10 protein-coding genes are annotated in these 14030 nt (G+C 42.3%); all 10 read left to right on the forward strand.

Features of this window, described 5'->3' with window-relative positions; translation table 11 throughout:
* Positions 1-10 precede the first annotated feature (10 nt).
* The 10 genes from WDA22_00785 to WDA22_00830 all read left to right on the forward strand — a co-directional run bounded on the left by WDA22_00785 (position 11) and on the right by WDA22_00830 (position 14027).
* On the forward strand, positions 11-2599 hold the full coding sequence (locus WDA22_00785; protein ID MFA5831986.1) for a glycoside hydrolase family 2 TIM barrel-domain containing protein: 2589 nt from the start codon (positions 11-13) through the stop codon (positions 2597-2599).
* 12 nt (positions 2600-2611) lie between these two features.
* Positions 2612-6163 carry a chromosome segregation protein SMC gene (gene smc, locus WDA22_00790; GenBank protein MFA5831987.1) on the forward strand — a complete coding sequence of 1184 codons (3552 nt, stop codon included), beginning with the start codon at positions 2612-2614 and terminating at the stop codon, positions 6161-6163.
* A 40-nt stretch (positions 6164-6203) separates the two neighbouring features.
* Positions 6204-6929, forward strand: a complete 726-nt coding sequence (locus WDA22_00795) for an MtnX-like HAD-IB family phosphatase (GenBank protein MFA5831988.1) — start codon at positions 6204-6206, stop codon at positions 6927-6929.
* Positions 6930-6935: 6 nt separating this feature from the next.
* Entirely contained in the window at positions 6936-7514 is a 579-nt protein-coding gene (locus WDA22_00800; protein MFA5831989.1) for an isoprenylcysteine carboxylmethyltransferase family protein, read from the forward strand.
* 1 nt (position 7515) lies between these two features.
* Positions 7516-8634 carry a lipid-A-disaccharide synthase gene (lpxB, locus tag WDA22_00805; GenBank protein ID MFA5831990.1) on the forward strand — a complete coding sequence of 373 codons (1119 nt, stop codon included), beginning with the start codon at positions 7516-7518 and terminating at the stop codon, positions 8632-8634.
* The gene (locus WDA22_00810) at positions 8631-9305 is read left to right on the forward strand and encodes a lysophospholipid acyltransferase family protein (protein MFA5831991.1); all 675 of its coding nucleotides are present in this window, start codon (positions 8631-8633) and stop codon (positions 9303-9305) included. Before lpxB ends, WDA22_00810 begins: the two co-directional genes overlap by 4 nt.
* A complete protein-coding gene (gene lpxK / locus WDA22_00815; protein ID MFA5831992.1) occupies positions 9302-10327 on the forward strand; it encodes a tetraacyldisaccharide 4'-kinase in 1026 nt (341 codons plus the stop codon). Before WDA22_00810 ends, lpxK begins: the two co-directional genes overlap by 4 nt.
* Positions 10328-10336: 9 nt before the next feature.
* Complete coding sequence (locus tag WDA22_00820) at positions 10337-11035, forward strand: gamma-glutamyl-gamma-aminobutyrate hydrolase family protein (GenBank protein ID MFA5831993.1); 699 nt, start codon at positions 10337-10339, stop codon at positions 11033-11035.
* 82 nt (positions 11036-11117) lie between these two features.
* Positions 11118-12155 (forward strand): tRNA preQ1(34) S-adenosylmethionine ribosyltransferase-isomerase QueA, encoded by a 1038-nt coding sequence (gene queA, locus WDA22_00825; protein MFA5831994.1) that lies wholly within the window; start codon positions 11118-11120, stop codon positions 12153-12155.
* Positions 12156-12164: 9 nt separating this feature from the next.
* Complete coding sequence (locus WDA22_00830) at positions 12165-14027, forward strand: APC family permease (protein MFA5831995.1); 1863 nt, start codon at positions 12165-12167, stop codon at positions 14025-14027.
* Positions 14028-14030 lie beyond the last annotated feature (3 nt).

Consider the following 14030-nt stretch of genomic DNA (forward strand, 5'->3'; position numbering starts at 1 on the left):
GAGTCAATAGTTGAACAAATTGCTCTTTCGATTATCAGTTTATCTTTTTGTTTCAATCCTCGTCGCAACCACTCTATTTTCCCAGCAGTTGTTTTTAGAAAATGGCTCGCCGTCGCATCCAAATGTCCTGGGGTATAGCTCCTCCATGCGTTCTGTGATTGATTTGGCTGGAGTATGGAATTATTCGCTTGATAACGGTATTACATGGAATAAAGTAAAGATCCCCGCAGCGGCGAATTATGAAGGGAAAATAGTTTATCGTCGGAAGTTTTCCGTTACGGAAGGATCAATCAGCAATAACACATTCACGTTTGTTTCATATGGGATGAATTATCAGGTTGAAGTGTATATCAACGAGACGTTCGTCGGCAAACATGAAGGGGGTTATACATCCTTCGAACTTGCTATTCCTGAGAATATCATTCAAGTCGGTGTAGAAAATGTTATTCGGGTAGTAGTGGATAATAGATTGAACTACCGTTCAACATTTCCTCCGCGAGCGCAAGTGAGCGGCTGGAAAAATTACAATGGCATACTGCGCGACCTATTTATTGTTGAATCTCCAAAAGTTTGGCTCGATCGTGTGAATGTTGTTGTTGAAGCAATCGAGCCAAAAGCAACAAAGCTGCAGGTAACGGCAATACTTTCATCAAAAGAACTTTCGGCATTATCTCAGTTGACAAATAAATCATTCCAACTCTCAGCGGAGATCGCTGAGGCCGCGAATGGAATACCCATCGGTAAACCAGTTGTAACTTCTGTTACACCAGAATCAAATAAAGAAATCACCACGCAATTTACTCTTTCCATCCCCAGCGCAAAATTATGGTCACCGGATACACCGGAATTGTATACAGTAACAGTCTCGCTGGTTGCTGTGGAAGGAAAAAAAGATTCGTTATTAGATATTGTCTCGGTCAACACGGGAATCAAAACGCTGACAAAAGATAAGAATGTTCTTCTCTTTAACGGCGCACCGATCAATCTGCGAGGTGTTGTATGGATTGAAGATTCTGAACATCACGGCAGTGCGATGACGTATGAAGAGATGGAAAAAGATGTTGCATTGATCAAGAATCTTGGCGCGAATGTTGTCCGTGTGGGATTCCATCCGCCGCATCCTTTTTTTATCCAATTATGTGACCGATATGGTATCCTGGTAATGGAAGAGATACCCAACTTTGAAATTCCGGCAAAAATTATTGAAGAAGAAAATTATCGCGCATTGGCAGTGAATTATTTGAAAGAAATGATTGAACGGGATAAATATAATCCTTCTGTTATTGCTTGGGGATTAGGGGAAGGATCTGGTCGCTCATCCGATATTAATAATAATATTATTACGCAATTACATCGTACATCAAAATCGCTGGATGATCGTCTTACCTATATTGTGTCTCACGGTCCTGATAACTATTTGACCTCTATTGTTGATATCGCTGCGATAAGTTTTTTGAATGTGGATGTGAGAACATTTCGCTCTCGCTTGATGGCTTTCAAAGAGTCCAATCCAAAAAAGCCGATCATTGTTGCCGGATATGGGAAAGCTATTGAAAAAGAAAACCGCAACGGTTACAGTGACCCTCAATCACAAGAAGCACAGGCGCGTTTGATTCAACAACGATTTGCCGTCATTAAAGATTTGAATATTGCTGGTTCATTGGTTTTTACGTTCAATGACTACCGAAGTGACCGTCCGATTTTGAATATAAAACCACTTTCGCCAAACCGACATACCAACGGAATTGTAGAGCTGAACCGGGAAAAGAAAGTGGCGTATGATGTTGTACATTCTTTATACCACGAACAAAAAATCTCCGCACTTCCTATCGGTAATTATGTGCCGCAATCGCCGTATACCTATGTAGTGATCGGACTTGTGTTATTAGTTATTGCCGCATGGCTAGTGAATGGTAACCGTCGATACCGTGAAAGCACTCGACGAGCCATCTTCAATTCCTATAATTTTTTTGCAGACATACGGGATCAATATACATTACCATTATTCCATACGACACTCACAGCATTCATTATTGCGATAACATTTTCCGTGATCAGCTCGAGCATACTTCATCACTTCCGTGACAGCATTGTCTTGGATTATTTGCTTTCACATCTTCTGCCTGATGAGATTAAACTGATTTTTATCAGAATGTCTTGGGATCCAGTGTTGAGTGTTGTGTATTTAACTGCGGTAATGGTGATATGGTTCGTGATGTTGACAGTATTCATTCAAATATTTGCATACCTTGCTCGTGTCAAAGTGAGTCTTTTCCATTCTTATTCCATCGCAGTCTGGACAGCGCTTCCGTGGGCGTTCTTTATTCCCATAGGAATGATTCTCTTCCGTGTGCTTGAAAGTGAACCGTATGTCCCGTGGGTGTTGGGACTGGTGACAATCATGTCCGGGTGGGTATATCTCCGGACATTAAAGGGAATTTCCGTTATTTACCATATCTATACTCCAAAAATGTACATGATCGGATGCATCTTCTTACTGTTGTGTGTCGGCGGCGTGTATGCTTATTGCGATTACGCATTTTCGCTGACATCATACGCTGAGTTTTTTGTCACGCGTGTGTTCCCCTTTGTCAATTAATCTTTCAGAAGAATGTATCTTTCTAAACTAGAAATTCTTGGCTTTAAATCATTCGCAAACAAGGTGAACTTGTCGTTCGATGCCGGTTTGACAGCGATTGTTGGACCAAACGGCTGCGGAAAGACAAACGTTGTTGATGCAATCCGGTGGGCACTTGGGGAACAAAAGCCCAGTCGTTTGCGAAGCGATAAAATGGAAGATGTTATTTTCAACGGCACGAAAAATCGCAAACCGCTTGGTATGGCTGATGTTTCGTTGACGATTGAAAACACTAAAGGTATTCTTCCATCTGAGTATAAAGAGGTGGTGATCACGCGTCGGGTGTTCCGTTCCGGTGAATCGGAATATTATCTGAATAAGACTCTCTGTCGTTTAAAAGATATCAAAGATCTTTTTATGGATACGGGAATGGGTTCGGATGCTTATTCCGTGATAGAGTTGAAAATGATTGAAACGATCCTGAGTGACAAGGCAGATCAACGCCGTCTGTTATTCGAGGAAGCCGCGGGTGTGACAAAATACAAAGTCCGCCGAAAAGAGACCTTTACGAAACTGGATCACGTTCAACAGGATCTGATGCGGGTGCAGGATATCGTGAAAGAAGTGCAGAAAGCAGTGAACTCTCTTGAACGACAAGCCAACAAAGCAGAACAGTTCAATCTCATCTCTCAGGAACTGCGAACAAAAGAAATCATATTGCTCGAGCGAGAGTATTATGATATCACACATTCTATCGAACCGCTGAAAGAAAAACTCAGCTCTGCCGTTGATGAAAAGAAAAAGATCAGTGATGAATTATCATCCGAAGAAACACTCCTGGACACACTTCGTGAAGAGCTGACATCGTTAGAAGAAAAGCTGAATGAAGTGCAATTGGAATTGAATGAACACCAGCAGAAGATCAATCTTTCTCAGCAAGCACGTGTAAAAGCAAATGAGCGGACGAATTCATTAAATGAAGCGATCGATCGATTCCTGAAGGAGAAAGAAGAGCTGCAGCACCAGCTTCCGGAATTGGAAGGGCGTGCCGGTGAATTGGCAACATCCATCGAACAAACACATGCGAGTGTCATCTCCTCTACTGCGCAATATAATGAGAAAAAAGAAGAGCTTGATGCGTTTACTATTGAACTGGAAAAGAAAAAAGGGGAAGTAAAATCGAAGCAAGATGAAGTGATTGCGCTTCTCCATGAAATCTCATCCAAACGAAATGAATACGAGCGGACGAAAGCTCGACTTGAAAATATCAACGGTCGTCTGGACTACTCTGGTGAAGAAAATGCAATCTACACCACTGAGATTTCAAAGAATTCGGCAACCGTTGCAGATTTAACGGCTCAGGATAAAGATCTTCGAAAAAAATATGCCGAAGCCGAACTGAAAGCCCTGAATGAAGAATCAAAAAAGGCGACAGCGCAGCAGGAGATTGAAGAACACCGAAATTCAGAATTTGAGATTCGGTCAACCATTGAGCGTCGTCGCTCCCGTTTGGAATTCTTAAAAGGACTTGTCGAAAGCCATGAAGGATTTTCGGAAGGGGCAAAATATCTTCTTTCCAATGATGGTTGGAAAGATGCAATGCACACAACCGTTGCTGATGCGTTTTCCACTGAGGCAAAATATCGGATTGCTATCGAAGCAGCGTTGGGGGATGTTGCGGGATACATTGTCGTTAACACCATTGATGATGCACATCGCGGAGTAGAATTATTGAAGACAAATGACAAAGGGAGAGCCACCTTTGTTTGTCTGGAGTCAATTCCGCATATGCCGGACGATAAATTGGATATTATCGAAGGCGGAGTAGTTGCGTGGGCAAATGAAATTGTGAAATGCGATACTCGGTATGGTTCGTTGCGAGATTTCCTCCTTTCCGGGACGATGATTGTTGAAGACATTCAAACTGCCTCTGCCCTTGTGCGAAAGTACTTCTCATTGAAATGCGTTACACTGGATGGTGAACTTGTAACGGGGTCAGGAATTTTGCGCGGTGGAAGCAACCGTATTGAAGATGGCGGAATGCTCGGTAAAAAGGTGCAGATTGAAGAACTGGAAAAAGAAATTACATCGCTTTCGGAACAATTAGATTCGCTTCGTAAACTCACTGCTGAAAAAGAAAGGATTGTCTCCTCCATTGATGTAAAATCATTGTTCGATATTGCAAAAAAAATCGAACAACAAATGACAACAGTGGAAATGCGCATTGCACAGATTGAGTATGAGAAAAAGAGGATGGCGGAGAATGTGCAGCGAAATGATTCTGAAAATGCACGATTGCGTGATGAAGCGGATTCACTGAGCAAAGAGTTGAAAAACCTCCAACCCGGCATTGAAGAACTGGAAAAGAAAAAATCTGGAGCTGAACAACAGTCCGGCGCTACGGCAAGCGAACTGGAAACAATGGAAGTGATGTGGAATGAATTCTCCAAAGTTGCCACCGATGCACAATTAGAAATGATGCGTTTAGAGAATGAAGAGAAAAATTTCGCGAGGGAATTGGAATATACCAGTGCTACCATTGCGAATATAAGAAATACGTTCGCGCAGCGTGATGTGGATATTGAAAGTGCAAACCGAGACATCGTACGATTGAAAGAGAATTTGCTTTCCAATGCAAATGAATTGGAGACACTTGATTCTGAATTGAAAGAAATTGTGGAGCGAAAACGTGTCGTGCAGACTGATTTTAACACAAAAAGAACTCAGTCGCACGACATCGAATTGAAATTGAAAGACGCGCGACGGCTGCACGATACATCGATGTCCCGCTCCCATGAGTTGGAAATGAAAATCTCCGAACTGTCGATAAAAGCGCAGAATCTCGTCGCTCGTGGTAAAGAAGAGTTTGATTATGTGGTGGAATTGAAAGAGTTCACTGGAGAAGATGTATTTGATATCGAAGCGGCAAAAGAAGAAGTGCATCAGATGAAGGATAAGATCCGCTCGCTCGGCGCGGTCAACTTTGCAGCGTTCGATGAATACAAAACGGAAAAAGAACGCCTGGACTTCATTACAACACAGCGCGAGGATTTGATAGAATCCGAAAAGACACTTTTGCAAACGATTGAAGAGATTAATAACACAGCGCAACGTGAGTTTTTAAATACGTTTGAAAAGATCCGTGAGAACTTTATTGCCACGTTTAAAGGATTATTTGATGAAGGCGATGAATGCGATCTCCAGCTGGAAGAGGGGGTCGATCCTCTTGAAGCAAAGATAGAAATCACGGCAAAGCCTCGTGGTAAACGTCCGACATCCATCGATTTGCTTTCCGGTGGAGAAAAGACTTTAACGGCGATTGCACTTCTGTTCGCAATCTATCTTGTAAAACCTTCTCCATTCTGTATCCTTGATGAAGTTGATGCTCCACTCGATGATTCGAACATCGATCGGTTTGCACGTATCATCCGAAAATTCAGTGATAATACGCAGTTCATTATTGTCACCCATAATAAACGGACGATGGAAGCAGCGAATGCGATGTACGGTGTAACAATGGAAGAACAGGGTGTATCGAAGCTCGTTTCGGTTCGGTTTAACGAAAATAAAGTGGCGACGAATTAACAAAAACGGATCGGTATTTAAACCGTTCTGTCGGTGGGCAATGCAAAACCAATTGACATATACTGTGTTTACGGATTTCGACGGAACGATCGCGGTGAACGATATTGGTGATGCAGTGTTTGAACGGTTTGGTGATGTTGATGTCTGTACGAAAAGTTTTCAAGCATATCGTACGGGAGCGATTGATGCTCGTGATTGTTGGAGACAGGGATTTGCGACGATACAATCTGTTACCAAAGATGAATTTACTCGATTTGCACTAACGTATCCGGCAGATACTCACTTTGCATCCTTTGTAGAATTTTGTGAGCAGCATCGTATTCCGTTGACAGTGTTGAGCGACGGTTATGATGCATATATCGATCCGGTATTGGAGCGTGAAGGATTAGGTCGTCTTACTCGATTTTCGAACAAACTCCAGTTTAATAACAACGGAACAGTTGAACCAATTTTTCCGTTTACGGATTCTGAATGTAAACGGTGCGCGAATTGTAAGCGAAATCATATCCTGACAAAATCGAGTGACAATCAGGTGATCGTTTATATCGGTGATGGTGTTTCAGACCGTTGTCCGGTACAATATGCGGATATTGTCTTCGCAAAAGATTCACTTGTTAGTTTTTGCGAAACACATAACATCACGTTTCATCGATTTGAAAGTTTTTCTGATATACTGAAAACGTTTCGTACGATGGTGGAAGCAGTAAAACCACGGAAGCGTCGTACGGCAGAACTTGCACGCAAAGAAGTTTTTATGGGGGAATGACACATTATGGATATCAGATTAAAAATATTTGAACTTCGAAGCTATACACCTATTCCGTTCCTCCTTGTTATGATTATTTTTGCAGAACCAACAATCACCACACTTCTGGCCGGTTTTGTCATTGCGTTAACAGGTGAATTGATTCGATTCTGGGGAGTCTCGATCTGCGGAAGCGAAACACGCACGACAGGTGTTGTTGGCGCAACAAATTTAATTACGGACGGACCGTTTGGCCATGTTCGAAATCCGTTGTATGTAGGGAATATTCTTATGTATGTCGGTTGCGGGGTAATGTCCAATGCATTGGTACCGTATTTGGCGTTAGCAGCATTTGTATGGTTTGTTATTCAATATCACTTGATTGTTTCCCGTGAAGAAGAGCATCTGCGGATTGCGTTTGGCGAAGAATATGGAATCTATTGCAGAAATGTACCGCGATTCATCCCGAGGTTGTCAAAATATTCAGGAGAGCATTCTTTTCATCGTGAACCAAATTTTTCACGAGGAATTCAATCAGAAATGAGAACACTGCAAGCTTTTTCTGCCGTGATTATATTGATTGTTTTCCGATATTTTGTCCGGTAAGATGAAACAACGTGTGATGATGATAGCGGGGGAAGCATCGGGCGATTTGCACGGTGCGGGAGTTGTACGCGAGTTAAAACGCAGAAATCCGTCAATGGACATCTTCGGCATCGGCGGGGACAAAATGCAAAAAGAGGGAATGACATTAACGTATCATGTACGTGAAACGTCGTTTATGGGATTCGTGGAAGTAGCAAAACACCTTCCGTTAATTCGCTCTATTGAAAAAACGCTCGAACAATTATTGATCTTAAAAAAGCCCGATGTTGTTGTGCTGATAGATTATCCTGGATTCAATTTGAGGTTTGCCGGTATTGCGAAGAAACATGGAATCAAAGTTGTCTATTATATCAGTCCACAAGTTTGGGCGTGGAAAAAAGGGCGCGTAAAAAAAATGAGTGGAACCATCGACATGATGCTTGTCGTGTTTCCATTTGAAGTTCCGATCTATCAGAAAGAGAATATACCGGTGCAGTTTGTCGGCCATCCGTTAGTGGAAGAGATGCAGGATGTCATGACGAAAGAGCAATTTATGAAACGGTATGATCTTGATCCGGCAAAGAAATTTATCGCCGTCATCCCAGGAAGCAGAAAGCAAGAGATCGAGAATCTGTTCTCGGTGATGGTTCGTTCGGCAGCGGTGTTGGCCGAAGAAGGAAAAGAAGTTGTTGTCGCCGTTGCGCCGAATTTATCAATGGATGTATACCGTCAGCATTTACCAATGAACGCAAACGTGAAATTTATTCAACATGCAACACACGAAGTAATGAAATATGCCGAATTTGCGTTCGTCACTTCCGGAACGGCTACGCTTGAAACGGCATGTGTTGGGACTCCAATGATTGTTGTGTATAAAACATCAAGGATTACTTATTGGATTGCACGGTTTGTGGTGAAGATCAAGAACATTTCACTGGTGAATATTGTGGCGGAAAAAACAATCGTTCCGGAAATGATTCAAGGGAATGTGACAGTCGATTCGTTGGTGAAAGAAGCGAAGGGGATCTTAAACTCTCCGGAACAGTACAGTGTTATGAAAGATGAGTTGAATATCGTCCGGCAAAAACTTGGCAGTGTCGGTGCGTCGGCAAATGTTGCAGAAGCGATTCTGGCGGTATGAGAAAAAAATTTATACTGTTCGCAATACGATTGGTATTGTGGCGACTGGCTCTCGTGTGGGGAAAGACTCTAAAGATTACAGCATTGAATAATGAACAGTTCGATGCCCTAAAACAGAGTGAGAAAAATTATATCGTAGCATTCTGGCATGGATCGATGTTTGTTGGCTGGTTCGTGCACCGTTCCGAAAAAAAAGGTGCAATATCGGCATTGGTCAGCCAAAGCAATGATGGTGAGTTTCTTTCAACAATCTTAGAACGGTGGGGTTATACAATGATTCGCGGTTCGAGTCATATTGGAGGAAAAGAAGCAATGCAGTTGATGGTGCATGAGGTCATTAAGGGAAATGCATTGGCAATCACTCCCGATGGACCGAGAGGCCCCCGACATGAAATGAAGATGGGTGCTGTTCGTGTTGCACAAAAGACTGATGTTCCGCTTGTGCTTGCAGGGATAGGAGTAAAGAAAAAGAGACACTTGCGAAGCTGGGACAAATTTGAAGTGCCAATGCCGTTTTCTACTATAGTTGTGAAATACAGCGATCCTGTATTCGTGTCCAAAGATCTTGAAGGTGAATCGCTTGATACTTTCAAGTTGGAAATGCAAAATAAATTAAACGCATTAACTGAAGAAGCGGAAGCAATTGTGGGTGAGACAGGTGGTCGGGCGTGAAACCGCATCCATTGTTATATCCCTTTTCGTTGATCTACGGATTGGTTGTTTCAATACGGAATGTGTTCTTTGATATTGGAATATTAAAAACTGTTGATGTTGGTGTTCCGGTTATTTCGATCGGCAATATCACTGCTGGAGGAACAGGAAAAACCCCTATTGTTCAATATGTGGCAAAGCTATTATTGGATGCAGGAAAGATCGTCGCAATTATCAGCAGGGGTTATGGAAGAACAACAAACGGAACAGTTGTTGTTTGTGACGGTAATTCTATTCTTGCAGACAGTAGCTCCTCAGGAGATGAACCAGCAATGATTGCACGAAATTTGAAGAGAGCTATCGTCATTGTTGATGAAGACAGGGTGCGAGGAGCAAAAAAGGCAGTCAAAGAATTTGGAGCAGAGGTCATCATTCTTGATGATGGATTTCAACATCGTTATTTGAAGAGAACAAAAGATATTGTGTTACTCGATGCCGAACAAATGCCATTCGATACAATGTTACTTCCCGCTGGATATCGAAGGGAATTGCTCAGCAGTCTAAAGAGGGCAGATGTGCAGTTAATAACAAAAGCCAAGATTGATGATGACAGTAAAGGATCAATTTCCCGGGTACGGATTGGTAATGGTCAGCAAAAATTTTCTAGTTCATTTCGACCGTCCGGAATAAAAAATGTATTTGGCGATGTAATGCAATCATTAGAAATTCTCAAAGGACATACGGCAGTAGCGTTTTGCGGTATTGCAAAACCAGAGAATTTTCGAATGAGTCTCGAAACATGCGGGGTGGTTATAAAGGAATTATTGAGTTTCCCGGATCATCATCTGTATACGGAATCCGAAATGACTTCGATTATCGAATCGTTTCATCAACACAAAGCAGATTTTATCCTGACGACGGAAAAAGATGCTGTTCGATTGCAGAGATTTGAGAATCTTCTGAAGGAACTTCCGATCGCCGCATTGGTCATGGAAGTGACTATTCATCAACAGGATGCTTGGAAAAAATATTTACTGAGTTGACAATTCTTCATGAAGATAGCTGTTACGGATACCGGAAAATCAGAGAAACAAAAATTGTATATGGATTGGCTTCAATCATTCAATCCAGACGCTGAATTAGTGGTTGTGTCATATCGTAATGGAAATTCTGATATATCAGGTTGCGACGGTTTAGTTCTCACTGGCGGTGAGGATGTTGATCCAAAATTATCGAAAGCATCTCCTGTTGAACTTGTGCAGCAGGTCGATAGACTGCGGGACGATTTTGAATTCAGGATGCTGGAAAGTGCAATGAAACATCTGATGCCGATTTTTGGCATTTGTCGCGGACTTCAAGTAACAAACGTATTTCTTGGCGGTACGCTGATTTCCGATTTACCTTCGGCCGGTTATCAAAGCCATACAGGGAAAAAGAATGAACCGGAGCTTCGTCATGCAATTACTGTCAGGAATGAAACACTGCTGAAATCCGCAACTGGTATGTCAAAAGGTGAGATCAATTCTTACCACCACCAATCGGTTCTTTCACCGGCAAACGATCTTATTGTTACCGGTCAATCGGATGACAACGTGATCGAATCATTGGAGTGGAAAGAAAAAAAAGGAAAATCATTCTTAATGTTGGTACAGTGGCATCCGGAACGGATGCGTGATACGGAAAATCCGTTCACAACCGGTATTGGCAAAACATTTTTTACAGAAGCACAAAAGTTCAATTCAATGAAATAAGAACGCGCAACAGTATCCACAATTGATCGACTGGCGCGAAATGTATAACAGTGGGCGAGAGGCCCGAAAGGAACAGTGAGCTATGAAACTTTCCGATTATAAATACCCGGTTCCGCGAAATCTCATCGCGAAACATCCGGCAAACCCCCGCGATCATGCGCGGTTAATGGTAATCAATCGAAAAGAAGAAACGATCGAGGATAGACATTTTTACGACGTTGCCGAATATTTTGAAAAGGGCGATACAATGGTCGTCAATGAAACGAAGGTGTTTCAGGCTCGGCTGATCGGGAAAAAGGAAAAAACGAATGCAAAGATTGAAGTGTTTTTGCTTCGTCAATTAAACGTTGAAGATAATATTTGGGATGTCATTGTCGACCCGGCACGTAAAGTGCGTATTGGCAATAAGATTTATTTTGATAACGGAAATCTTTGGTGCGAAGTGATCGATAATACGACTTCGCGGGGAAGAACTGTTCGGTTTAATTATACCGGGGATTTCTTTAAAGTGATCGACAAGATTGGTCTGACACCGTTGCCGAATTACATCAAACGTGATCCGACACCGAAGGATAAGGATTCATATCAAACGATCTTTGCAGACAAAGTTGGTGCTGTTGCTGCTCCGACTGCCGGTCTTCATTTCACCAAAGCAATGCAGAAGAAGATGGAGAAAAAAGGAGTAAGTTTTGCTCCGGTTATTCTTCACATCGGACTCGGAACATTCCGCGCAGTGGAAGTTGAAGACCTGACAAAGCATAAAATGGACTCGGAATACTTCCAAGTGGATGATACCACCGTTAAGCTTGTCAATAAATCAATCGACGCCAGAAGAAAAGTCTGTGTTGTTGGAACAAGCGCCATGCGTGCCGTTGAATCCAGTGTCACTACGGATGGACATCTTAAACCACTACGCGGCTGGACGGATAAATTCATTTTTCCGCCGTACGACTTTAAAATTGCGGATAGATTGATCACCAATTTCCATATGCCTGAATCAACGCTTTTGATGCTTGTTGCAGCGTTTGCCGGTCATGATCTTACAATGCGGGCATATAAACACGCAATAAAAAAAGGGTACCGGTTTTACAGTTACGGCGACGCGATGCTCATTCTCTAACACATACGAATGGAACTCTTCCTCACTAAAAAGTTTTTCGTATTGCTTGTCATCAATATCACTCTTTTGGGTACGTTTGGATATTTGATGACGCAGAAACACCTGCTCTCGTATTTTTCGAAAGGGAAATGGTGGCTAACGTGGTTATCTGTTGCGATCATAACGTTGATGGACGAATTGACATCCATCTTTTATGCGCCGAGTGAAGCGTTTCGTGTCATTGGGACGAATGCAATCGCATTCATCATTTTGACATCGCTCTTGATTCGTTACCTTTCGATGCGGATGACCGAGATCGCCGAAATCCTTGAGTTTCATGGTGTGAAGGGAGGGGGAGTCTATTCATTCTCGTATATCGTCCTGGGTCCAACAGTATCGTTTATCGCTGTTGCTTCGATCATTGTAGATTATGTTCTGACGGCAAGTCTTTCGACAGTAAGTGCTGTAGAAAACGGAATGGCATTTATTCATGTGTCGGAAATGGGAAAATTTGTATTCCAAGCAGGGATCATTTGGTTTGTGGCAGGATTGAATATTCTGGGAATCAAAGAGAATGCAAAATTTACCTTCGGTATCTTTGTTGTTGCGGCAATAATTTTGATCAATCTTGTCTCGGCGGGAATGTTTCATATCGACTCGAACAGCTGGAGTACCATTGGTGACAGCTTTACAAATATTGCCAAAGGAATGGATGAAGGAAATTGGTTCAATGCATACTTCTTCGTGATTATTGGTGTCTCTAGTTGTATTCTTGCCTATTCAGGAATTGAATCAGTTGTACAAACAGCCGGATTAGTGAAATCATGGAAAGATGTGAAACGCGCTTATATTTTCCTTGCACTAACCACAGGGATATTTACTCCATTGTTGGCAGCGGTAGTCCTCTCTTCCAACATCAATCACTCGCTCCATGAGACCGATCTCATTACGCAATTTGCAAAAATGGTCGGAGGAGTTCCGTTTGGGTATATCGTTGGTATTCTTGCCAGCGTATTGTTGATGATGGCCGTTAATACGGCATATGTTGCGTCAAGTGAATTGATGGAGCGAGTTGCCCATCGGTATGGATTTCATTGGCTCATCAAAACGAACAATCGTCAGTCGTTATACCGTGTCCACATAGGCAACGCAATGTTCTACACCTTCATTGTGTATATTACCGGCGGCAATCAAATGCTGTTGGCGGAAATGTATGCCATCGGATTATTAGCGAGTTTTACAATCAATCTAGGCAGTTTGTTAATTTACCGCTACTCAAAAGGAACAAAGGATGTCCGTGCGTTCAATACTTCTCGTATGGGTACTTTGTTTCTCTTTGTGGTGATGCTTTCCTGTTTTGCATATCTCGGTTATCACAAACCGTACGGCACGTTGATGTGGAGTTCAGTAACCGCAATTTTCTTGTTCATTGGTATCCGCGTTGCACAAAAACGCGCTCCGGAGATCAAAGAGATTGCTCAAACAGACCAACCGTTGAACATGATTTTTTATTTGGTGGAATCTGAGGCCGAGAATCTTCATGTCTATTTCCGACGTCCTCAAGAGCATGGTCCTCAAGTTGATGATACTTCGTCAGCTTTTATCAGTCTTTACCATCCGCGTCAAGGGATACCCGAAAAGGTTGCAAAAAATCATTTCCGATTCGCAAATCAAAGTCAATCAGTCTATCAGGGGATCACGGAAATTCTCTACGCGTTGGAATATGAACTTCCACACAAAAAAATCACAATCCATCTTGGATGGCCTACGTCGTCATGGATTGATCGCCTTTCCATCGGTGTGATGATCTTGAGTGTGATGCGTTTGCCAAAATTATTCCCGCGGTTTAATTTTGCAATCGAATATTTTGGAAAATCAAAAGAAAAGAAATAATTC

Source organism: Bacteroidota bacterium, assembly GCA_041658205.1.
Classification (GTDB): domain Bacteria; phylum Bacteroidota; class Ignavibacteria; order UBA10030; family UBA8401; genus UBA8401.

What these genes read in the sequence shown, in the direction of transcription:
- smc (MFA5831987.1), top strand. Translation starts at nt 2,612, where the DNA reads ATGTATCTTTCTAAACTAGAAATTCTTGGCTTTAAATCATTCGCAAAC.
- WDA22_00795 (MFA5831988.1), top strand. Translation starts at nt 6,204, where the DNA reads ATGCAAAACCAATTGACATATACTGTGTTTACGGATTTCGACGGAACG.
- WDA22_00800 (MFA5831989.1), top strand. Translation starts at nt 6,936, where the DNA reads ATGGATATCAGATTAAAAATATTTGAACTTCGAAGCTATACACCTATT.
- lpxB (MFA5831990.1), top strand. Translation starts at nt 7,516, where the DNA reads ATGAAACAACGTGTGATGATGATAGCGGGGGAAGCATCGGGCGATTTG.
- WDA22_00810 (MFA5831991.1), top strand. Translation starts at nt 8,631, where the DNA reads ATGAGAAAAAAATTTATACTGTTCGCAATACGATTGGTATTGTGGCGA.
- WDA22_00820 (MFA5831993.1), top strand. Translation starts at nt 10,337, where the DNA reads ATGAAGATAGCTGTTACGGATACCGGAAAATCAGAGAAACAAAAATTG.
- queA (MFA5831994.1), top strand. Translation starts at nt 11,118, where the DNA reads ATGAAACTTTCCGATTATAAATACCCGGTTCCGCGAAATCTCATCGCG.
- WDA22_00830 (MFA5831995.1), top strand. Translation starts at nt 12,165, where the DNA reads ATGGAACTCTTCCTCACTAAAAAGTTTTTCGTATTGCTTGTCATCAAT.